We start from the raw sequence: 20797 nt of genomic DNA on the forward strand, positions 1-20797 counted from the left end.
CAAGATAATGGCACTTCCGGTTATGGCTGACACCTGTAAGGGCAACAACCATAACGCGTCACACCGGGTTATGCCAGCTTCACAATCTGCCGGTCAGCCAGTGAGCGAGCCTTAACATCGGCTTCCAGCACAGAATCCAGACTGGATGCACTGACAAAACTGGCTTCCTGCAGAGTAGCATCAATTACCTGGGCAATATGAGTGAAACCGATACGACCACCCAAAAATGCACTGACAGCCTGCTCATTGGCAGCATTCAGCATCGCTGAAGCGGTGCCACCGGCACTGACTGCATCCTGCGCCAGCTTGAGACAGGGGTAACGCTGAAAGGAAGGTGGCTGGAAATCCATGTGCCCCAGCTTGATCAGATCCAGCGGTGAAACACCGGAATCAATCCGCTCGGGCCATGCCAGCGCATGAGCAATAGGTGTCCGCATATCCGGATTTCCCAGCTGCGCCAGCATTGAGCCATCAACATAATCAACCAGGGAATGGATAATACTCTGGGGATGAACCACAACGTCAACCTGATCAGGACGCGCATTGAACAGCCAGCAGGCTTCAATGACTTCCAGCCCCTTGTTCATCATGGTCGCAGAGTCAACAGAGATCTTGCGTCCCATGGACCAGTTGGGGTGAGCACAGGCCTGCTCAGGTGTCACTCCCTGCAGCTGCTCTACCGGAGTATCCCGGAACGGGCCACCGGATGCAGTCAGCAGAATGCGGCGAACACCGACATTTTCCAGCCCCTGTTGATAGTCACGGGGCATACACTGGAAGATGGCATTGTGTTCACTGTCTATCGGCAGCAGTACAGAACCGGAATCACGCACAGACTGCATAAAGACATCACCGGCCATAACCAGTGCTTCCTTGTTGGCCAGCAGAACCTTCTTGCCTGCTTTGACCGCAGCCAGTGTCGGCAGCAAACCTGCAGCACCGACAATGGCAGCCATAACAGCATCAACCGCACTGTCAGCCGCTACCAGCGCCTGGGATTTCGAGCCGGACAACACCTCGGTTTTCAGCCCTTCGGCCTTGACCGCCTGCTCCAGTCTTGCTGCAGCCTTTTCGTTGGTCAGAACCGCATACTGAGGCTTGAATTCGCGCACCTGCTCCAGCAGTTTCTGATCCTGACTATTGGCTGTCAGAGCAAAAACACTGAATCGTTCCGGGTTACGACGAATGACATCCAGCGTACTGCAACCGATGGATCCGGTTGCACCCAGGACACATATATTTTCCATCAGATAGCCCCTCCCAGAACCAGACAGGCCAGCGAGAATACCGGTACCGCAGCCGCCAAGCTGTCAATCCGGTCCAGTACGCCACCATGCCCGGGCAACAGGTTGCTGCTGTCCTTGATTCCGGCTTCACGCTTGAGCATGCTTTCCAGCAAATCGCCCAGCACTGAAATCAATCCTGTCACCCAGGAAGCCAGCAACAGGATCAACCCGTTTCCAAATGACATTTCAAGATACAAGCCGCCAATAATCGCAAGTACGGTAACTGTCACCATACCGCCAATAAAACCTTCAATGGTTTTACCCGGGCTCACTCGTACCGCCAGTTTGCGACGGCCAAAATTCTTACCGGCAAAATAAGCGCCGATATCAGCTCCCCAGATCACCAGAAACAGATAGGCAATCAACAAGTGCCCCTGGGGGTGAACCTTGAGCTGGTTAAGCCCGACAAAAGCCGGAACCAGCACTGCCAGCATAATTGCCAGTCGTACGATCTTGGTTTGAATCCAGCGGGCGCTGTCAGGATAGGACTTCACCAGCATCAATGCGACAACCCACCAACCCAGTGATGCAATCAGAATAACTGTTGCATCAACCTGTACTGCAAGCCATAACGCAACCGCCGCCAAACCAATGGAAACCGCCCTTCCAATCTGGCTGGAAAATCCAGCCAGCGCTCCCCACTCCCAGGCTGCGACCATCAGAATCAGGGCCACAAACCAGGAAAAACCAACCGGAGGTAACAAAAAGACACCGGCCAGCGCCACAGGCGCCAGCACCAATGCAGTCAAAATTCGCTGCTTTAACACGACTCTGCCTCGATCTGCTCACTGGTCATGCCATAACGCCGCTGACGGCTGCTGTAATCCAGTACAGCGCGCGCCAGTTCTTCGGAGCCAAAGTCTGGCCAGAGCGTATCGGTGAAATAAAACTCGGAATAGGCGCACTGCCACAACAGGAAGTTACTGATGCGTCGTTCGCCACTGGTGCGGATAAGTAAATCAGGATCGGGAATGCCCGCTGTGGTCAGCCTCTCGCCAATCATTTCCGGCTCGATATCTTCTGGCTGAAGACTGCCGGCTTTGACCTTCTGTGCCAGCTGGGATACGGACTGGGCAATGTCCCACTGACCGCCATAATTGGCGGCAACAACCAGGTTGAAACCATCACAATCAGCTGTTGCCTGTTCGGCACGGGTAACATGATCACGAATTTCAGGGCTGAAACGTTCGAGATCTCCAAGAACCTGGAGACGAATATTATTCTTCTTGAGCTTGGTTGTTTCCCGCTGCAGAGCTCTTAAAAACAGCTCCATCAGACCGGAAACCTCATCAGGTGGGCGCTTCCAGTTTTCACTGCTGAAAGCAAACAGAGTGAGGGTTTTGACGCCATACTCGCCGCAGGCCTCAATCACACGTCTCACTGCTTCAACACCTGCTCGGTGTCCTGCCAGTTTTGGCATAAAGCGTCGTTTAGCCCAACGATTATTACCGTCCATGATGATGGCAATATGACGTGGAACTCTGTCCGCTGGTAAATCCTTAACCGCTTCTGAAGCCGGGCGCTCGCTTGTTGTCATGAATACCGTCGAATAACAGGTGAGGATCAACAGCCAAACTATTTAGCTATTGCCGTCTGAATTTATTGACAATCGTTGGCAAAGACAGCCGGAAAAAACCGTATTATCGTCGATAATCTCGCAAACTGCCCTGCAACTCATTTCATCAACGTTGCAGGATTGCAATAAAAAAAGCAACCCGATAGCGCTGTAAACAGCACTGTAAACAGCCCTGCAAAAAGATCGGGTCAGCAACACCGCAGTCAGGCCGGGAACCCCCCGTCCTGACCACACTGACCATCGATCAGATTTCCATCAGCTCGGATTCTTTAACTTCCAGCGCCTTGTCGACAGCAGCAATGTGCTTGTCGGTCAGCTTCTGAATGTCGTCCTGAGCGCGACGATCGTCGTCTTCACTGATTTCTTTTTCTTTCAGCAGCTCTTTGATATCAGCAATGGCATCACGACGAATGTTGCGCACTGCGATACGGCCATTTTCAGCTTCCTGACGTGCCTGGCGAATATAGCCCTTACGGGTTTCCTCTGTCAGCGGCGGCAGCGGAATGCGGATAACTTCACCGGCAGTTGAAGGGTTCAGGCCCAGATCGGATTTCAGAATAGCCTTTTCAATATCTGGCACCATCTGCTTTTCCCATACACGGATAGCCAGGGTACGGGCATCTTCGGTGGTAACGTTAGCTACCTGAGACAGAGGGGTATCTGCACCATAGTAAGAAACCTTGAGGCCATCCAGCAGGCTCGGATGAGCCCGACCGGTACGGATCTTGGCAAATGCAACATTCAGGGATTCAACACTTTTACCCATACGGGTATCCGCATCACCCTTGATTTCATTAATCATCTAATCACCCCCACAACGGTGCAGTGAGAACATCTAAAACCAACCTGAAGGCTCCGTCGAAATACTGCAACAACTGAATACAGCAATAAACGAACAGCCTTCAGACTTTAAAATTGCTGCTTCTGTTATGTCCTGAAAGCTGTCAGGAGAATAACAAAAGCCTGATAAACGGGTTAGCCGGTTATTGTACCGCGAAGTAACGCTCAGAGCAGGACAAACAAGGTTTTTTTTGCGTCCCGTCAGTTCTCGTCAAGGCGCCAGCTATCCTCAAGGCACTAGTTAACCAGTGTACCTTCATCCATACCTACGACAACATTCAACAGCGCGCCGGTTTTGTTCATATTGAACACCCGCACCGGCATCTGATGGTCACGTACCAGACAGATTGCAGTCAGGTCCATCACGCCCAGCTTGCGATCCAGTACTTCGTCATAGCTCAGGCTATCAAACTTGACGGCTTCCGGATTCTTGACCGGGTCAGCATCATAGACACCGTCAACCTTGGTGGCTTTCAGAACGATATCAGCTTCAATTTCAATACCACGCAGGCAGGCAGCAGAGTCAGTGGTAAAGAAAGGATTACCGGTACCGGCAGAGAAAATAACCACATCACCATTATTCAGGTAACGGTCTGCACGACGGCGGTCATAGTGCTCAACCACGCCGCTCATTGGAATAGCAGACATAACCCGGGTATTGATATTGGAACGCTCCAGCGCATCACGCATGGCCAGCGCATTCATAACAGTCGCCAGCATGCCCATGTGGTCTCCGGTAACACGGTCAAGACCGGCTTCACTCAGGGCCGCACCACGGAACAGGTTACCACCACCGATAACCAGACCAACCTGCACCCCGATACCAACCAGCTGACCGATCTCCAGCGCCATCCGGTCCAGCACCTTGGGATCAATACCAAAGCTCTCATCACCCTGCAGGGCTTCACCGCTGAGCTTGAGGAGAATGCGTTTGTGTTTTGGCTGACGGTCGGTCGTTGGCATAACAAAACCCTTCTGTATGGTTTTCCGTGGTCAACTTGCAAAGTTGCCTTTCAGAATACTGTCTGCTTCACCGGATATCCAAATCCGACTCAGGTCTGACTCGAAACAGTATTCTGAAATCAACTCAATGGCATGGGTATTTATGGTGGCGCCACCTGCAAAAACGCCTGATACAACCAAGGCTGCACCAGGCGTTCATCAGAAAGTCAGGGCAGGATTACATGCCAGCCTGAGCGCGTACTTCTGCAGCGAAGTCCACTTCTTCCTTCTCGATGCCTTCACCCACTTCATAGCGGTTGAAGGTCTTGACTACAGCACCAGCGTCTTTAGCCAGAGCACCGATCTTGACGTCCGGGTTCTTGACGAAAGGCTGTTCAACCAGGCTGCTTTCAGCCAGGAATTTGTTGATACGGCCAACGATCATCTTCTCGATGATTTCAGCCGGCTTGCCGCTGCCTTCAGCCTGAGCACGGAAAATGTCTTTTTCCTTCTCAACCAGTTCAGACGGCATGTCTTCCTTGTTTACAACAGCCGGGTTAACAGCCGCTACGTGCATAGCGATGTCTTTAGCCAGCTCAACGTTACCGCCTTCCAGGCTTACCAGAACGCCGATACGGTTGTTGCCGTGAACGTAAGCACCAACAACGTCACCTTCAACCAGTTCAACGCGACGAACGGAGATGTTTTCACCGATTTTCTGAACCAGTGCCAGACGAGCTTCTTCCAGCTCACCTTCCATCAGCGCAGCAACGTCAGCCTGCTTGCGTTCGAAAGCAGCAGCAGTAACTTTTTCTACGAAGCCCAGGAAGTTGTCGTCACGGGCAACGAAGTCAGTTTCACTGTTAACTTCAACCAGTGCGGCGAACTTGCCATCTTCAGCCACTTTAGCAGCGACTACACCTTCAGCAGCGGTACGACCAGCCTTCTTGGCAGCTTTAGCCTGACCGGACTTACGCATTTCTTCGATTGCTTTTTCGATGTCACCATCGACAGCTACCAGCGCCTTTTTGCATTCCATCATGCCCAGGCCGGTACGCTCACGCAGTTCTTTTACCAGTGCAGCGGTAATTGCCATTTTAGTTTCCTCGCCAATATCGCTCTGCTCCGCCTTTTACCCGGTGTCGGTCAGTGACTCCGGTAGACGAAAGCATAAGTTCCCATGCATAAGCTCCCAGCATGGCAGCCCGGGATCACTTGCTATAAATCCGGTCGCTTACAACCGGTCGCTTCATTTATAGCCAGAGAACCCATCACCAAAAACCCATGCATGGAAACTCGGGTATTCGGGTCATGTCATAGCGGGGGCTTCATCAGCAGCAGCGTGTCGCTCCACCTGCCCCGCTATCACGACAAAAGGGGTGACGGAAAACCGACCACCCCTTGAGTCACCTCAGACTGTAATTAGCCTTCGGATTTTTCTTCAGCAGCAGCTTCTTCAGCAACAACTTCTTCAGCAGCAACTTCAGCTACGTCTTCAGCAGCAGTGCGGGACGCTTCGCGACCAGCAACAACAGCGTCAGCAACGTGCTTGGCGTACAGCTGGATAGCACGGATAGCGTCGTCGTTACCCGGGATCACGTAGTCAACGCCGTCAGGGTTGCTGTTGGTATCAACAACACCGATTACCGGGATACCCAGACGGTTAGCTTCAGTGATAGCGATACGCTCGTGCTCAACGTCGATAACGAACATCGCGTCAGGCAGGCTGCCCATGTCCTTGATACCACCCAGGGAACGATCCAGCTTTTCCAGATCACGGGTACGCATCAGGGCTTCTTTCTTGGTCAGCTTTTCGAAAGTACCATCGGTGCTCTGAGCTTCCAGATCCTTCAGACGACGAATGGACTGACGGATGGTCTTGTAGTTGGTCAGCATGCCGCCCAACCAGCGATGGTTAACGAAAGGCATGCCACAACGAGCAGCTTCTTCCTGAACGATTTTGCTCGCAGCACGCTTGGTACCAACGAACATAACCTTGTTCTTGTTTTCAGCCAGCTTCTGGATGAAAGCCAGAGACTCGTTGAAGGCCGGAACGGTCTTCTCGAGGTTGATGATGTGAATCTTGTTACGAGCACCGAAGATGAACTGACGCATCTTTGGGTTCCAGTAACGGGTCTGGTGTCCGAAGTGAACACCGGCCTTCAGCATATCGCGCATGCTAGCCTGAATCATACCAATCTCCTGATGGGGTTTGGCCTCCATGTATCCCATGTGTCCGACTGCATTACCTTTATGTTTCAAGCACTTAACGGCTCAAAACCCGGCAACCCAGCACCCCGGAGCATGTGTCGATACATGTGTGGTTTAAAGTAAGGGTCTAATTCCGCAGAGCTGCTTTTCTGCCATTACCGAAGGCAAGGACAAATGAAGTCACTCAGCGGGCGCGCATTTATACCATACTCTCAACCCGAAAACCAAGAATGGTATATTCACTCACAATAGCTGTGGTATCGCCTGTTACTGCCCGGATCTGTTACTATGCTGGGATTTTAACATTACGAACGCCACGCAGCGTCCCTTCAGAATCATGGCTGTTATCATCAAAACCCCCGAAGAAATCGAAAAGATGCGTGTCGCCGGCCGCATGGCCGCCGAAGTGCTGGAAATGATCGAGCCGCATGTGCAGCCCGGCATCTCTACCGGCGAACTGGACCGCATCTGTCATGACTATATTGTCAATGTCCAGAAGGCCATTCCGGCACCGCTGAATTATCACGGTTTTCCCAAATCCATCTGTACCTCTATTAATGAGGTGATCTGTCACGGCATTCCCAACGACAAAAAGAAGCTGAAGTCCGGCGATATCATCAATATTGATATCACTGTGATTAAAGACGGTTACCACGGTGACACCAGCATGATGTTCTGTGTCGGTCAGGTACCGGAGCTGTGGCAGAAGCTGTGCCGCGTAACCCGCGAATGCATGATCAAGGGTATCGAGCAGGTCAAACCGGGTGCACATCTGGGTGATATCGGTTATGCCATTGCCAAACATGCCCATGCCCATAACTTTTCTGTAGTAGAAGAGTACTGTGGCCACGGTATCGGCAAGGTATTTCACGAAGAGCCACAAGTACTGCATTACGGCAAGGCCGGCACCGGCATTATTCTGGAAGAAGGTATGACCTTCACCATCGAGCCGATGATCAACCTGGGCACCAAGCAGTCCAAGCTGAAGCCGGACGGCTGGACCGCAGTGACCAAGGACAAGAAACCTTCTGCCCAGTGGGAACACACTCTGGTCGTCACTGCCGACGGGTTTGAAATACTGACGCTGCGCAAGGGCGAAACTATTTAATTAGCTATCTAATCAGCTAGCTAGTCATTCTTACCTTATGCCCGCAGCTATCCCTGCTGCGGGCTGTTTCTTCCTGTTTCCCCATCAAAGCAACTAGCCAGCACCAGTCTCTGGCTTTAGCATTACAGTGTTTTAATTCCATCGGCTTCGGGGGAGGCCAAAATCCGTGCCCAGACACACGCTGACCGAGTCCCAGAAAGATGAGCTGTTCAATGCCAGCCAGTTCCGGGCGGAAATGACATTATCCCGCAGTCCGCTGCCGGCCTATCGTAAATACCTTAAAAAAGCTGAAACCCTGATGCATCAGTGGTTTGACCGGAATTTACCGATTCAGACGCTGGTGCGCGGACGGGCCTGGCTGATGGATCAGTTTCTGGCCTCGGGCTGGAACCACCTGTTCGGACAGGATGCCGGTATCGCACTGCTGGCCGTCGGCGGTTATGGCCGGGCAGAACTGCACCCGCATTCCGATATTGATATTCTGATCCTGCTCGACGTCGAACCCGATACAAAACAACAGGAAAATATTGGCCAGTTTCTGACCCTGTTGTGGGATATCGGTCTCAAGGTGGGTTCCAGCGTACGTACACTGGATGAAAGCCAGGCGCTGGCCGAGCAAGATCTCACCATTATTACCAACCTGATCGAATCCCGCACCATTGCCGGCCCTACCAAGCTGCATCGAAAAATGCTGAACCGCATTTCCAAAAAGATTATGTGGGACAGTAAACGTTTTCTGCAGGCTAAATATGAAGAGCAGCGGGAACGGCACCGCAAATTCAACGACACCGAATACAACCTTGAGCCGAACCTGAAAAGTTCTCCCGGAGGCCTGCGTGATCTGCATATGATCAGCTGGGTACTGCGTCGGCACTTTATGGGTTCACGGGGCATCATCAAGGCTCTGGAAGACCATGGTCAGCCACTTTCCAACCTGTACATGCTGCATGAGAAAGGATTGCTGACCCAATCCGAATACCGGATTCAGGAACGTGCCAAGGAGTTCTTATGGAAAGTGCGCTGGGGTCTGCACCGGTTAGCGGGACGCTGTGAGGACCGGCTGCTGTTCGACTATCAACGTGCACTGGCAACCGAGTTCGGTTATGAAGATCGGGAAGGCAGCCTAGCTGTTGAGCAATTTATGCAGCATTACTTTCGTTGTGTGATGCACCTTGGCACCTTTAATGAACTACTGCTGCAACATTTCGATGATGAAATTCTGAACGCCGGCAATACTTCCAAAGTCCGGGTCATTAATGAACGCTTTCAGGTGCGGAACAACTACATCGAAATTGTTCACCCGGAAGTTTTTCAGCAACACCCCCCGGCCCTTCTGGAAATGTTTGTGCTGATGACTCAGGACTCCAGCATTCTGGGTGCGCGGGCAGCGACATTACGACAATTGCGCGAAGACCGGCATCTGGTTAATTCCGAATTCCGTGATGATCCTCGCAATGTGGCCCTGTTTATGGAGTTGATGCGGGCACCCTACGGTCTGACAATCGGTCTGCGTCGTTTGGTACGCCACGGCATACTCCCTCGTTACCTGCCAGAATTTTCCGGGCTGGTCGGGCAGATGCAGCATGACTTGTTCCATATTTATACCGTCGATGCCCACACCCTGTTGACGGTTAAGTTTTTGCGCAGTTTCAGTTACAAGGAAAACCGGGCCAGGTTCCCAATCGCTTCAAAGATCGTCCGTCAAATGGACAAACCGGAGCTGCTCTACCTTGCCGGCCTTTATCATGATATTGGCAAGGGGCGTGGCGGTGATCATTCGGATCTCGGCGCTCAGGATGCTGCTGATTTTGCCAAGCGGCATTATCTGACACAAAAAGAGACCGACTTACTGGTCTGGCTGGTACGAAACCATTTGATTATGTCCACCACTGCCCAGCGCAAGGACTTATCCGACCCCGAAGTTATTTATGCCTTTGCCAGTCAGGTCAAGACCCGTGAACGGCTGGACTTTTTATATGCACTCACTGTCGCAGATATTAATGCCACCAGCCCCAAACTCTGGAATGGCTGGCGGGCCAGCCTGCTACGTCAGCTTTATGCCGAAACCAAACGGATGCTGCGGTTAGGCCTGAGCAAGGCAGAGGATCGTGAGAAACATATCGAGCAACATCAGCAGGCAGCACTGGAAGAGCTACGCGAATGTGGCCATGATGCCGCGGGTATCAAGAAGATATGGCAGGCACTGGAAGATGATTACTTTCTGCAGCACAGCAGCGAAGAAATTGCCTGGCATACAGATGCACTGCTGAACCGTTCCCGAACAACGGAAAGCGGGCCACTGGTTCTGTTGCGAGAAACAACCGAGCGGGAGCATGAAGGTGGAACAATGGTGTTTGTCTGTGCCGATGACCGCCCTCACCTTTTTGCTGCTTGTGCAGCGGCACTGGATCAGCTGAATCTGAGCATTCACGACGCACGAATCTTTACCTCAGAACGTGGTTACAGTCTGGACAGCTTTGTTGTACTGGAAACCGATAACACGCCGGTCGGCAATAACCCGGAGCGCATTCACGAAATCAAGCAGCGAATGCAATCTGCCTTGCAGGATCCCGACAACTTCCCTGATCTGATTCGGCGCCGGACACCGAGGCAGCTGAAACATTTTGCCTACCCCCCAAAAATCATTATTACCCATGAGCCACATAACAACCGTACGGTACTTGAAGTACACGCTACCGACCGTCCGGGTCTGCTGGCACTGATTGGCCGGACATTTATGGAGCTCGGGTTGCTGCTGCAAAATGCCAAAATTATCACCCTGGGCGAAAAGGTAGAGGATGTGTTCTTTATCACCGATATGGCAGGACAACCGATTCACAGCCCGGATCAGTGCAAGGATATTCAGGATACCCTGACAGAAAAACTGCTGAACTTTGCCCGACAGGACCATATTGGATGATGGGGGCGTCATAACAGCTACTGCTTCACACAAAAAACTGAGGTAGGCTGAAAAGAATACTCAGGGAAGAGATAATAATGACAAGGATCCCCTTTTACAGCCTGCTGGCGCTGGCCGGAACCCTTCCGTTTATCTGCTGGGTGGTGTTCCGGTTGCACCATATTGAATACATTCCCTACATCGGCCATATGAGTATTGCCGGTACTATTTATACCAGCCTGATTATTGCCTTTATGGCCGGCACCCTGTGGGGAAACAGTCTCCATGTGGCAGGCCGCTCAGGTAAGATGATGCTGCTCTTCAGCAACATTCTTGCGCTGACACCCTGGATCGCAACCCTGATTTTGCCTTTGGGTGTCTATTTGCTGGCGACCTTTGCTATTTGTTTCCTGCTCTTACTGGGGGGCGATTGGGCACTGGTTCGAAAGGGACAGATTTCCGTCAACTATTTTATGACGCGTCTTGTGATTACCACTATCGTAGTTATTACACTGGTAATTCTGGGAGTCAGCTATGGAACGGCAGCTTGATATAACCGATATTCTGAGGGCCTTTGAAATTATCAGAAGCAAGGGCAAACCGTTGGGGGACGAGTACTTTTATAACGGGCTGTTTGTTCAATCTTCCTATGACGGGTATACAGTCGTTATTCGTAACCAGCAGGTTAAACTGACCATAGGCTTTCATAACACCCTGAAATTTCAGGGTGGCAGTGACCAGGATAAGGATGCATTTGCCCGGTCTTTGCTCACCATCTCTCAGGAAAAATAAAAGCAGGCCGTTATCGGGGGAAGATCACGGGCCTGCTTCAACGGATCCAGAACTACGTTAGCCCAGCTGATCGACCATCACCGCATTGGAATAGACGAGACAATCATCTTCTACCCGGTTAGCGACCAAATGAAAATGTCCCCGCTCACCTCTAGGGCTCAGATAAACTCTCAATCGACAGTCTTTTAACTGGCCGCAGTCATCGGATGTCTGTAGCTCCATTGTTGACATATCAATGGGGACTATTATTTCTGAATGGTTTGACTGCTGCAGCTCTTCTTCGGCCTGCTCCAGCAGTTTGTGGCAGTGCTCATCAACCCGAAAATGTATCGCATCAACCGGGCATGCCTGTGTGGAATCTTCCGCCTTGCACCAGCCTTCAAGTGTCAGTGTGTTCATGTGGCTGCACCTCCATTTACTACGGCGTAATCAATAAAGTATAGACGGCAGGAGACAGCATTTATGACAAGATGAGTTAAGCAGATCAGGGTTATATAAAAACAGCATATTGCATCCCATGCCGAAAGACTGGCGTCTTTCGGCAGCAAAAATAAAAGCCAACTATTTCATTGCCATCGAATGACAGCATTAGCAACACGCTTGCCCAGCTCCTGAGCTGTCAAATGGTCACTTTTGGGAGGTGTTACATCAGCACCTTCATCCGCATTACTCTGAGCCATTGCCCCCAGAAAGCTGCCAATACGATTAAGGTCTTCTTCGCTGCCCGTACTGCTGTTATTACCAGGCAAGACACCCAGCCCCACCCAGATCATGCCGTGCTGAGCCGCAAACACACTCATCTGTATCAAGGTGTTCAGCTTGTCCCCACTCCGGGCTGCAGATGTTGTAAATCCGGCAGCAATCTTGTTTTCCCAGCCACGCTGGAACCAGACTTTAGAGCTTTCATCCATAAACATCTTGAACGGACCACTAACACTGCCCATGTAGGTAGGGGACCCAAAAATCAGTGCATCTGACTGATCCAGCTGTTCCCAGTCAATATTATTGAGGTCGGCAACATTAACCGTAGCCACCTCTGCTCCTTCAGTTTCAGCGCCTAATGCAACAGAACGAGCCAGTACTTCTGTATGCCCATAGCCTGAGTGATAAACGACTGTAATTTTATGCTTGGAAGCAGCCTGCGGGCTTGTCATGAAAATATCCTTTCCGGGTTAATTGGCTTTAGTAAGCAATCTTGCCCTTCGCACCTTAAGGAAGTATTTTTCATGCGTACAATGCATTATTGGCATACTAACCATGCGTGAAGTGAATCTACGCTCTATCGATCTCAACCTGCTTGTTGTCCTTCAGGTATTACTGGACACACAGCATATTTCCCGGGCAGCAGAGCAACTACATATGAGCCAGCCTGCTGTCAGTCGCGCCTTGCAGCGTTTGAGAGTGACCTTTTCTGATCCGTTACTGGTTCGAACATCACATGGCTATGATCTGACCGAACGAGCCCGAAGCATCCAGTCTGAAATTGGCTCGCTGCTACAACAGGTGCGCCAGCTTGTAACACCACCGGTATTCGATCCGGCCACTTCCAGGCGCTGCCTTCGAATCACAGGAATGGATTTTGAAACCTCACTGTATCTACCGAAGCTAACCCGCTTCTTGCATCAGCAGGCTCCGGAAATGAGTCTGGAAATATTAAGACAGCGGGACAATCCTTTTGAGCGTATTGATAAAGGTGAGTGCCACTTTCTGTTGAGCGGTATGCTTCCCCGTGACGAAAAAGATCACCCTTACGAACTTTTACTGGACTCAATGCATTCAGCTTGTGTGATGCATCGAGATAATCCTCTTGCTGACAAACCGATCACAGTAGACAGTTATGCTGCGGCACTACATGGCATTATCAATATTACCGGCTCAGGGCCTGGCCATATGGATCAGATTCTCGGCAGGACTGGACGACAGAGAAAGATTGTTCTGCGGCTGGCCAGTTTTATTTCGGTCGGTGATTTTTGCGACGGGACTAATCTGGTTTTCACCCTGCCCCGTCGACTGGCAGAAAGAATCACAAACGAGCGTCGCTCACTCGTGATGCGAGAGCTGCCGGAAGAGCTTCGAGGGGATCAAATCCGGTTTTACTTATACTGGCATAGCCGCGACCACCATGATCCCATGTGCCAGTGGATACGCAAGGTTCTGCCTGCTGTACTGGTTTCCTGAAGATACAGTTAACAGGCAGAACAAGGAAGGTCAGAAAAAACTTACAGGGCGCGAATAATGCCACCCTCAACCCGCAGAGACTGACCATTCATTGCACGGTTACTGGTCAGATAAACGGTAGCCTTGGCCACTTCCTCGACAGCAACAAAACGCTGCAGCAGTGAAGTCGGCTCATGATCAGCAAAGTAGTTGCTAATCAGTTCTTCAGTGGACTTGCCTTCTTTTTCAGCCAACGTGTCAAAGTAGTTTTCGACACCTTCAGTCCAGGTCGGGCCCGGCAGAACCGAGTTGATCGTTACATTCTTGCTTTTGGTCAGTTCGGACAGCGCACGGGAAAGCGACAACAGCGCTGTTTTGGTGACAGAGTAATGCACCATCTGTCCCAGTGGTTTAATCGCACACTCGGAAGAAATATTGACGATACGGCCAAAATCACGCTCCAGCATTTCCGGCAATAGCGCACGAGACAAACGCACCGCACTCAGAATATTCACATTGAAGTAATGCATCCATTCATCATCACTGATGTCCTCGAATGCCTTCACTTCAAAAATGCCGGTGTTATTAACCAGAATATCGACCCCGCCTTCAGACTTCAGCTGTGAAATCAGAGCATCAGACTGTTCGGCACTGGACAAATCTGCCGCAGCAACTTTTGCCCGGCCTGCAGCATCACACTCTGCCGCCAGCTCATCAGCAATCACCTGGCAACGCTCAGCACTGCGGCCATTAATATAAACAACAGCGCCTTCTTTCAGGTAGGCAGTAGCCACTGCTTTACCAATACCACTGGTAGAACCGGTAACCAGAACGCGTTTACCTGCCAGTTCGAGATCCATAACAACACCACCAACAAGATTGGAAAACGGCTGAAGTGTAGGGACTTAGTTCGATAATAGGAAATAAGTTATTGTGATGACTTTAATAATACTTTGTTATCAAAAGTTCAGGCTTATCATGGAAGATAAGCCCGAATATCAGCATTCAAATATTATTGATCAGGCTGGCATCAGTTTTGTTTCTGAGATGCTTCAGCCCCCATCCCCAGCACAGCAAGAACCCCCAGCCCCAGAAATACAGCAACAACAAGAAATGCATCACTGAACGCCATAATGCCACCTTCGCGGGCCACCTGTTGCATAATCAGTGCAAGGTCTTGCTGATGAGTCAGGTTTGGAAGCAGCTCCTGCAACCGGCTAATGTAGTCCAGTGTCGTTTGACTGTAGGGTGATAAACCCTCAGCAATCCTCACTTCATGAAAAGTGGTGCGACGATCAATCATGGTCGACAGCAGTGCGATCCCCATAGCTCCAGCCAGATTACGGCTGGTATTGAAGACACTGGAAGCCGAAGGAATATCTTTCATCTCCAGCCGGGATGTCGTCAATACAGACAACGGAATCATAATAAAGGGCTGACCTATAGCTCTGATAACCAGACTCAACCTGAACTGATCACCGGAATAGTCCATAGTCATAAACGAGTTCATCAGCGCGCTGCCAGCAAACATCATTAACCCAAACAGACATAACCAGCGTTTGTCGAGGCGGGTCATCAGGGCTGGTAACAGAGGAATCAACAACAACTGTGGTATGCCGCCCCATAGCATGACCTCACCAATACTGAGTGAGTCGTAGCCCTGAATCTGCGACAGATACATCGGCAACAGAAACACCGAGCCATACATCGCCAGCCCCATCGAACTGTTAGCGAGAGTTCCCAACAAGAACTGCCGCTGCCCCAAAATTCTGAGGTTTAGCAGAGGGTCACGACGGGTCAGCTGGTAATAGACAAACATCGATAGAGCAATACTGGAGATAAAAGCCATCAATACGATTTCGTGCGACTCAAACCAGTTATTGCGGTTGCCATCTTCCAGTACATACTCCAGCGTTGCCAATCCAATAGACAGACTGATGATGCCCGGCCAGTCGGCATTTTTCAGTCGTTCCAGTCGCATGGGCTCTGAATCCAGAGCATATCGCAACATGGAAAAAACCATCAGCCCGGGCAGGAAGTTAATATAGAAAATCAGATGCCAGCTGAAATGTTCGGTTAACCAGCCACCCAGTGTCGGCCCAACGGAAGGTGCAAAGACAGAAGCAAATGAAAACAACGCCATACCCGCAGGCTGCTGTGATGTTGGTAACCGGGTCCGAATCAAACTGAATGCCAGCGGAATCAGGGGTGCCACTGCAACCCCCTGCAGCACCCGGAACAGAATCATCGAGTTAAGGCTCCAGGCCAGCCCACAAAGCGCGGAAGCCACCACAAAACCGGAAACACTCCAGAGCAGATACCGACGCAGACCAAACACACTGGCCAGCCAGGCACTGAGCGGAATCATCACGATTTCCGCAATCATATAGGAGGTGGAAATCCACGATCCTTCCGACACAGTCGCCGACAATGAACCCTGAATATCGGCCAGTGACGAGTTGATAATCTGGATATCCAGAATGGCAATAAAAGCACCCAGCACCATGCCGAAAACGGCAATCCAGTCCCGTTGCGATGCTTTTATTTCAATATCAGCAGTTGTCGCAGGCTCCGCAGCCACACTTGCAGACATTTCAGAGTCCTGCCAGTTGCTGGCTGTCTGCAGCGACAGATGTCTGGTTATTCTGTGTCACCACAAGCGCTTTGATATCAACCGACGCTGCACGGGTATCAACCGTTGCAACAACTGACATACCCGCCCGCAATTTACCCGCCAACGGCTGATCAGCCGGAATCACAATCTTGACCGGAATACGCTGCACAATCTTGGTGAAGTTACCGGTCGCATTTTCCGGCGGTAACAGACTGAAACGGGCACCACTGGCAGGCCACAGGCTATCGATATAACCGGTGACAGGCTCACCCGGGAACGCATCAATTTCCAGTGTTACCGGCTGACCTACCTGCATACTTCCAATCTGGGTTTCCTTGAAGTTGGCTGTCACCCAGACCGTGTCACTGTCTACCAGACTGAACAGGACCGAACCATTTTTCAGTAACTGGCCATCTTTTACCTGACGCTGACCGATAATGCCGGTACGCGGTGCACGAATAATAGTTTCATTCAGTTTCTGCTGAGCAATAGCCAGACCGGTTTTAGATTCCTGTAAAGACGCCTGGGCTGCATTTACCTGACTATCAATAACCGCCAGCTGACGTCGGGTTGATTCCAGACTGGCTTTTCGAGCCTGCAAAGTAGCGCCGGCTTTGCGTTCCGCTGCCCGGGCATCATCCAGTGCATCACGGGAAGAAGCACCCTTTTTGAACAATCGGCTAATCCGCTCCAGGTCGGCAACGGCCAGATCTCGATCCGCTTTGGACGCACTCAACTCGGCAATCGCAACTTCAATTCTGGACTGCTGCAACTGGCGCTGTGAATGCAGCTGGGTAATAGCCGCTTCTGCAGATGCCACCTCGGCCTGATGCTCGTTAACCTTGAGCCGGTAATCAACATCCTCAATCCGGGCCAGCACATCACCTTCCTCAACTCGCTGATTATCCTGAATCCAACCAGCTTCAGCGTAACCGGCCTGTTTGGTACTGATATAAACGATATCTGACTGCAGATAGGCATTGTCAGTGCTTTCCATAAAGCGCCCTGCCTGCCACCAGTAACCTCCGGTACCTGCTGCAACGGCAGCGACAAGCCCAAGTACAACCAGCTTTTTGATATTTGGCATCTGACTACTCTGAGTTAATAGCGCCCGGCAAGTGAAAACAGCGCCAGTATTGAAAGACAAGACTGCACGAATACACCAGCCAGATTCAGCGGCGTTTATTCACAGCAGAGGGAAAACGGTAAGAAAGAACCAGCATCAAATGGATAAACGAAAGCCAGCCCTGAAGATTTTGAAAAATGCTACCATTGTTGCCTGAAATAGATTAGCCAGCTTTTTTTCAACACAGCGTTCCATTCATGCAACAAAGCCACGATCTTAATGAAGCCCTGATTTTTGTCAGTATTGTTGAAGCCGGCAGTATGACAGCCGCAGCCGAACGTCTGGGTATGCAGAAATCAACTGTCAGTCGCCGCCTGTCAGCTATGGAGCAACGCATAGGTGTTCGTCTGCTACAGCGCTCCACCCGAAAAAATGTGCTGACAGAAATTGGCGAAGGTCATTACCAGCGCTGTCGCCAGATCGTTCAGGCCTTCAAGGAAGCTGAAAACATCCTGCAAACTCACAAGGAGGAACCCTCCGGAAAACTAAACGTGGTTGTACCTATCGAGGTAGGACAGTTATTCTTCGCCCGCTTTCTGGGTGCATTTGTACAACGCTGGCCAAAAGTCTCGCTCAATGTCGAATTATCCAATCGCCGGATTGATTTCAGGGAGGAAGATATCGATCTGGCGCTCGGGTTACAGCCACCCAATGACCAGAACCTGGTGTGCCGGCAGATAAAGGCTTCACCTTCACGCCTTGTGGCTTCGCCGCGCTATGTTCAGGCCCGACAAATAAGACATCCGTCAGATATTACAGCCATGAACTGTATTGCCATGAATTCAGCTCATATGGAGCATCAGTTCGACTGGATCTTTACCCGGAAGCAGGAGTCGGTTTCTGTCGACGTTAACAGTAATCTGAGCTTTAACAACATAACAGCTGTCCGAGAAGCCACGATTGCCGGTGCAGGTATTGCCCTGCTGCCGGAGCTGATTGTCGAGAAATCACTGCAGCAAAAAGAGCTGCTGTTGTTATTGCCCGAATGGTCACTGCCTGACCGTTATATTTATGCTATTTATCCGCCGCGACACTTTATGCCACTGGCTCTGCGCACCTTGCTGGATGAAATATCGGCTGATATTCAGAATTCAGAGCACGGTTATCCCGGCACTATCCAGCATGAGCAAACCCGAACCAAATAGCTGGAGAGTGTTCATAAACCTTGTTTATGAACACTCTCACGACCGGACAGGTGTCAGGTACGGTTGGCAGACGACTTATAGAGTGGAAGCACCTTTGGAATATTATGCTTTAATCCTTCAATACGAGTAGACGTCGAGGGGTGCGTACTCAAGAATTCGGGCGGGCGTTGACCGCCTCCCTTACTCATTTTCTGCCACAGGGATACTGCGGCTTCCGGGTCATAGCCAGCACGGGCCATAAGCTCCAACCCGATCAGGTCGGCTTCTGCTTCAGCTGTTCTGCTGTTGGGCAAAGTAATGGCGACATCAGCCACCTGACGTGCCAGGTTCATATGATCCTGCTCCAGCCCTGCCGCGGCACCTACTGCCATCAACCCAAAATTAACCGCATAAGCCCGGGACATGGATTCTCGACCATGTTCCCGCAGTGCGTGAGCCATTTCATGACCCATAATGGCGGCGATTTCTGCATCAGAAAGGTTCAGTTTTTTGATAATGCCACTGTAAAACATGATCTTGCCACCCGGCATACAGTAGGCATTCAGTTCATCTTTTTGCAGCAGGTTAACCTCCCACTTCCACTGTTTGGCATCACGACGGAAAGTGCCAACCTGCGCCACCAACCGGTCGGCAATCTTGTTCAGTCGTGCAACGGTTGCTGCATCACGATTGAGGGTTCGTTTCTGCTCTGCTTCAGCCAGCTGTTCCTTATAAGCCTGCGATGACATCTGGTCGACCTGTCTGGTACTCAGCAGCATAAACATCGACTGCTCACGCCCGACCCCGACGGCTCCACCCGACGTTGTACTGACCGACTGGCACCCAGCGACAAGCGAAAGCACACCGGCCATAGCAATAATTGCAAGTTTCTTCATACCACGATCCTTTCGGAATACCCCTTTATTTTGTAATGACACTATTTACTAATGTTGTTTTTGTGAAATGTTCAAGCGGCTGATAACAAAAATATTGTCTGCTTTTATTCAAAACGCCTGCTCTTTTGTTGTTGGTCGCTTGTTGATTATTATTTGACTGTCCTACCTTACTATTCCATAGCCGGCAGGTCACTCCACCAGGAGTCCGTTCCTGGTACTTGATACAATCAACATACAGGCAGTCAGGCACAATGGGTCAGCAAACACGCCAGGAAGCGATTTTAAAATATGTCACGGAGTGTGGCTTCGTCAGCATTGACGATCTGGCACAAAGGTTTCACGTCACCCCGCAAACCATTCGCCGGGATATTCAGCATCTGGCCGATGAACAAAAGCTGAAGCGCCTGCACGGCGGTGTGCAGGCACTACAGACCAGCACGGTTAACACCGCCTACCGCACCCGTCAGCAATGGCAGCGTCAGGAAAAACATCTGATAGCACAGACAGTAGCCCGTAATATTCCTGACCACTGCTCGCTGTTTCTCAATATCGGCACCACCACCGAGGCCATTGCCAGAGAGCTGCAACATCATAAAGGGCTGCGAATTATCACCAATAATATGAATGTGGCCGCGATTCTCAGTGAAAAAGATGACTTCAGCATATTGATTGCCGGAGGCAATGTCCGCAACGATGGCGGCATTGTAGGCCAGTCCACTAGCCACTTTATTGAACAGTTCCGGACTGATTTTGCTATTACCGGTGTCAGCGGAATTGCTCTCGACGGAGCCCTGCTGGATTTTGATTATCAGGAAGTGCTGGTGACTCGCACCATGCTGGCCCAGGCCCAGACCCGGCTGCTGGCGGCTGATTACAGCAAGTTCGGACGTAACGCACTGGTTCAGCTGGGGTCTCTGTCCAGTATTGATCAACTCTACACAGACCAGACGCCACCCGATGAGATCGTCGAACTAGCCAAAGGCAGTATCGATATCATAACCCCGGCTTCAGCCTGATATAGCTCAAAATCAGATTTTACCTCCTCACTCTGAACTCCAGCCAATGAGGCTGGAGCCTTCATTTTTTCCCTGTTTCTTCAGTCTGCACATTGCAAAAATGTTCATTACAGCTGATCATTTAGCTATAGATTTTCATTTTTGAACATTTTTTTCATTATTGAATCTAAGTTAAAGCCAGAAGATTGCTGACTCGTAATAATAATCCGG

At 50.8% G+C, this 20797-nt stretch carries 20 protein-coding genes; 7 read left to right on the forward strand and 13 right to left on the reverse strand.

Annotation, left to right across the window (positions count from 1 at the left end; all coding sequences use genetic code 11):
• Positions 1-68 precede the first annotated feature (68 nt).
• The 7 genes from ispC to rpsB all read right to left on the reverse strand — a co-directional run bounded on the left by ispC (position 69) and on the right by rpsB (position 6837).
• Positions 69-1247: a 1-deoxy-D-xylulose-5-phosphate reductoisomerase gene (ispC, locus tag ACYZZ0_RS17735; protein WP_461537982.1), complete on the reverse strand. Its 1179-nt coding sequence runs from the start codon at positions 1245-1247 to the stop codon at positions 69-71.
• Complete coding sequence (locus tag ACYZZ0_RS17740; RefSeq protein ID WP_461537983.1) at positions 1247-2053, reverse strand: phosphatidate cytidylyltransferase; 807 nt, start codon at positions 2051-2053, stop codon at positions 1247-1249. Before ACYZZ0_RS17740 ends, ispC begins: the two co-directional genes overlap by 1 nt.
• Positions 2047-2823: an isoprenyl transferase gene (locus ACYZZ0_RS17745; RefSeq protein WP_461537984.1), complete on the reverse strand. Its 777-nt coding sequence runs from the start codon at positions 2821-2823 to the stop codon at positions 2047-2049. The genes ACYZZ0_RS17740 and ACYZZ0_RS17745 overlap by 7 nt, the downstream gene beginning before the upstream one ends.
• 283 nt (positions 2824-3106) lie before the next feature.
• Complete coding sequence (gene frr, locus ACYZZ0_RS17750) at positions 3107-3664, reverse strand: ribosome recycling factor (RefSeq protein WP_461537985.1); 558 nt, start codon at positions 3662-3664, stop codon at positions 3107-3109.
• 275 nt (positions 3665-3939) lie between these two features.
• Entirely contained in the window at positions 3940-4665 is a 726-nt protein-coding gene (gene pyrH / locus ACYZZ0_RS17755; RefSeq protein ID WP_461537986.1) for a UMP kinase, read from the reverse strand.
• Between the two features lie 217 nt (positions 4666-4882).
• Positions 4883-5740, reverse strand: a complete 858-nt coding sequence (tsf, locus tag ACYZZ0_RS17760; protein WP_461537987.1) for a translation elongation factor Ts — start codon at positions 5738-5740, stop codon at positions 4883-4885.
• Positions 5741-6066: 326 nt separating this feature from the next.
• Entirely contained in the window at positions 6067-6837 is a 771-nt protein-coding gene (gene rpsB, locus ACYZZ0_RS17765; RefSeq protein ID WP_461538113.1) for a 30S ribosomal protein S2, read from the reverse strand.
• Between the two features lie 322 nt (positions 6838-7159).
• On the opposite strand from rpsB, the gene map reads away from it, so the two are divergent.
• From map to ACYZZ0_RS17785, 4 genes are all read left to right on the forward strand, one after another.
• Positions 7160-7963, forward strand: coding sequence for a type I methionyl aminopeptidase (gene map, locus ACYZZ0_RS17770; RefSeq protein WP_461538114.1), 804 nt, complete (start codon positions 7160-7162; stop codon positions 7961-7963).
• Between the two features lie 166 nt (positions 7964-8129).
• On the forward strand, positions 8130-10883 hold the full coding sequence (gene glnD, locus ACYZZ0_RS17775; RefSeq protein ID WP_461537988.1) for a [protein-PII] uridylyltransferase: 2754 nt from the start codon (positions 8130-8132) through the stop codon (positions 10881-10883).
• A gap of 77 nt (positions 10884-10960) precedes the next feature.
• Positions 10961-11413, forward strand: a complete 453-nt coding sequence (locus ACYZZ0_RS17780) for a DUF3429 domain-containing protein (protein ID WP_461537989.1) — start codon at positions 10961-10963, stop codon at positions 11411-11413.
• Positions 11397-11654, forward strand: coding sequence for a DUF3081 family protein (locus tag ACYZZ0_RS17785; RefSeq protein ID WP_461537990.1), 258 nt, complete (start codon positions 11397-11399; stop codon positions 11652-11654). Before ACYZZ0_RS17780 ends, ACYZZ0_RS17785 begins: the two co-directional genes overlap by 17 nt.
• A 57-nt stretch (positions 11655-11711) precedes the next feature.
• Here ACYZZ0_RS17785 and ACYZZ0_RS17790 read toward each other — a convergent pair whose 3' ends face one another.
• Both ACYZZ0_RS17790 and ACYZZ0_RS17795 read right to left on the reverse strand, forming a co-directional pair.
• Positions 11712-12053 (reverse strand): hypothetical protein, encoded by a 342-nt coding sequence (locus tag ACYZZ0_RS17790; RefSeq protein ID WP_461537991.1) that lies wholly within the window; start codon positions 12051-12053, stop codon positions 11712-11714.
• A gap of 167 nt (positions 12054-12220) precedes the next feature.
• Positions 12221-12808: a flavodoxin family protein gene (locus ACYZZ0_RS17795; protein ID WP_461537992.1), complete on the reverse strand. Its 588-nt coding sequence runs from the start codon at positions 12806-12808 to the stop codon at positions 12221-12223.
• Between the two features lie 103 nt (positions 12809-12911).
• Between ACYZZ0_RS17795 and ACYZZ0_RS17800 the strand changes: the two genes are divergently transcribed.
• Positions 12912-13832 carry a LysR family transcriptional regulator gene (locus ACYZZ0_RS17800; RefSeq protein WP_461537993.1) on the forward strand — a complete coding sequence of 307 codons (921 nt, stop codon included), beginning with the start codon at positions 12912-12914 and terminating at the stop codon, positions 13830-13832.
• 41 nt (positions 13833-13873) lie between these two features.
• Here the strand turns inward: ACYZZ0_RS17800 and ACYZZ0_RS17805 are convergent, their stop codons facing one another.
• From ACYZZ0_RS17805 to ACYZZ0_RS17815, 3 genes are all read right to left on the reverse strand, one after another.
• Entirely contained in the window at positions 13874-14671 is a 798-nt protein-coding gene (locus ACYZZ0_RS17805) for an SDR family NAD(P)-dependent oxidoreductase (protein WP_461537994.1), read from the reverse strand.
• Between the two features lie 170 nt (positions 14672-14841).
• Positions 14842-16404, reverse strand: a complete 1563-nt coding sequence (locus ACYZZ0_RS17810; RefSeq protein WP_461537995.1) for a DHA2 family efflux MFS transporter permease subunit — start codon at positions 16402-16404, stop codon at positions 14842-14844.
• Between the two features lies 1 nt (position 16405).
• Entirely contained in the window at positions 16406-17512 is a 1107-nt protein-coding gene (locus ACYZZ0_RS17815) for an HlyD family secretion protein (protein WP_461537996.1), read from the reverse strand.
• Between the two features lie 236 nt (positions 17513-17748).
• Here ACYZZ0_RS17815 and ACYZZ0_RS17820 point away from each other — a divergent pair, with 236 nt between their 5' ends.
• The gene (locus ACYZZ0_RS17820; RefSeq protein ID WP_461537997.1) at positions 17749-18696 is read left to right on the forward strand and encodes a LysR family transcriptional regulator; all 948 of its coding nucleotides are present in this window, start codon (positions 17749-17751) and stop codon (positions 18694-18696) included.
• Positions 18697-18749: 53 nt separating this feature from the next.
• On the opposite strand, the gene ACYZZ0_RS17825 is transcribed toward ACYZZ0_RS17820, so the two are convergent.
• Positions 18750-19571 carry a M48 family metallopeptidase gene (locus ACYZZ0_RS17825; protein WP_461537998.1) on the reverse strand — a complete coding sequence of 274 codons (822 nt, stop codon included), beginning with the start codon at positions 19569-19571 and terminating at the stop codon, positions 18750-18752.
• 251 nt (positions 19572-19822) lie between these two features.
• Here ACYZZ0_RS17825 and ACYZZ0_RS17830 point away from each other — a divergent pair, with 251 nt between their 5' ends.
• Positions 19823-20587: a DeoR/GlpR family DNA-binding transcription regulator gene (locus ACYZZ0_RS17830; RefSeq protein WP_461537999.1), complete on the forward strand. Its 765-nt coding sequence runs from the start codon at positions 19823-19825 to the stop codon at positions 20585-20587.
• Positions 20588-20797: the final 210 nt, after the last annotated feature.

It is taken from the genome of Spongorhabdus nitratireducens (assembly GCA_947387575.1).
Classification (GTDB): Bacteria; Pseudomonadota; Gammaproteobacteria; order Pseudomonadales; family Endozoicomonadaceae; genus CANDOC01.

What these genes read in the sequence shown, in the direction of transcription:
- ispC (WP_461537982.1), bottom strand. Translation starts at nt 1,247, where the DNA reads ATGGAAAATATATGTGTCCTGGGTGCAACCGGATCCATCGGTTGCAGT.
- ACYZZ0_RS17745 (WP_461537984.1), bottom strand. Translation starts at nt 2,823, where the DNA reads ATGACAACAAGCGAGCGCCCGGCTTCAGAAGCGGTTAAGGATTTACCA.
- frr (WP_461537985.1), bottom strand. Translation starts at nt 3,664, where the DNA reads ATGATTAATGAAATCAAGGGTGATGCGGATACCCGTATGGGTAAAAGT.
- pyrH (WP_461537986.1), bottom strand. Translation starts at nt 4,665, where the DNA reads ATGCCAACGACCGACCGTCAGCCAAAACACAAACGCATTCTCCTCAAG.
- tsf (WP_461537987.1), bottom strand. Translation starts at nt 5,740, where the DNA reads ATGGCAATTACCGCTGCACTGGTAAAAGAACTGCGTGAGCGTACCGGC.
- rpsB (WP_461538113.1), bottom strand. Translation starts at nt 6,837, where the DNA reads ATGATTCAGGCTAGCATGCGCGATATGCTGAAGGCCGGTGTTCACTTC.
- ACYZZ0_RS17780 (WP_461537989.1), top strand. Translation starts at nt 10,961, where the DNA reads ATGACAAGGATCCCCTTTTACAGCCTGCTGGCGCTGGCCGGAACCCTT.
- ACYZZ0_RS17785 (WP_461537990.1), top strand. Translation starts at nt 11,397, where the DNA reads ATGGAACGGCAGCTTGATATAACCGATATTCTGAGGGCCTTTGAAATT.
- ACYZZ0_RS17790 (WP_461537991.1), bottom strand. Translation starts at nt 12,053, where the DNA reads ATGAACACACTGACACTTGAAGGCTGGTGCAAGGCGGAAGATTCCACA.
- ACYZZ0_RS17795 (WP_461537992.1), bottom strand. Translation starts at nt 12,808, where the DNA reads ATGACAAGCCCGCAGGCTGCTTCCAAGCATAAAATTACAGTCGTTTAT.
- ACYZZ0_RS17800 (WP_461537993.1), top strand. Translation starts at nt 12,912, where the DNA reads ATGCGTGAAGTGAATCTACGCTCTATCGATCTCAACCTGCTTGTTGTC.
- ACYZZ0_RS17805 (WP_461537994.1), bottom strand. Translation starts at nt 14,671, where the DNA reads ATGGATCTCGAACTGGCAGGTAAACGCGTTCTGGTTACCGGTTCTACC.
- ACYZZ0_RS17810 (WP_461537995.1), bottom strand. Translation starts at nt 16,404, where the DNA reads ATGTCTGCAAGTGTGGCTGCGGAGCCTGCGACAACTGCTGATATTGAA.
- ACYZZ0_RS17815 (WP_461537996.1), bottom strand. Translation starts at nt 17,512, where the DNA reads ATGCCAAATATCAAAAAGCTGGTTGTACTTGGGCTTGTCGCTGCCGTT.
- ACYZZ0_RS17820 (WP_461537997.1), top strand. Translation starts at nt 17,749, where the DNA reads ATGCAACAAAGCCACGATCTTAATGAAGCCCTGATTTTTGTCAGTATT.
- ACYZZ0_RS17825 (WP_461537998.1), bottom strand. Translation starts at nt 19,571, where the DNA reads ATGAAGAAACTTGCAATTATTGCTATGGCCGGTGTGCTTTCGCTTGTC.
- ACYZZ0_RS17830 (WP_461537999.1), top strand. Translation starts at nt 19,823, where the DNA reads ATGGGTCAGCAAACACGCCAGGAAGCGATTTTAAAATATGTCACGGAG.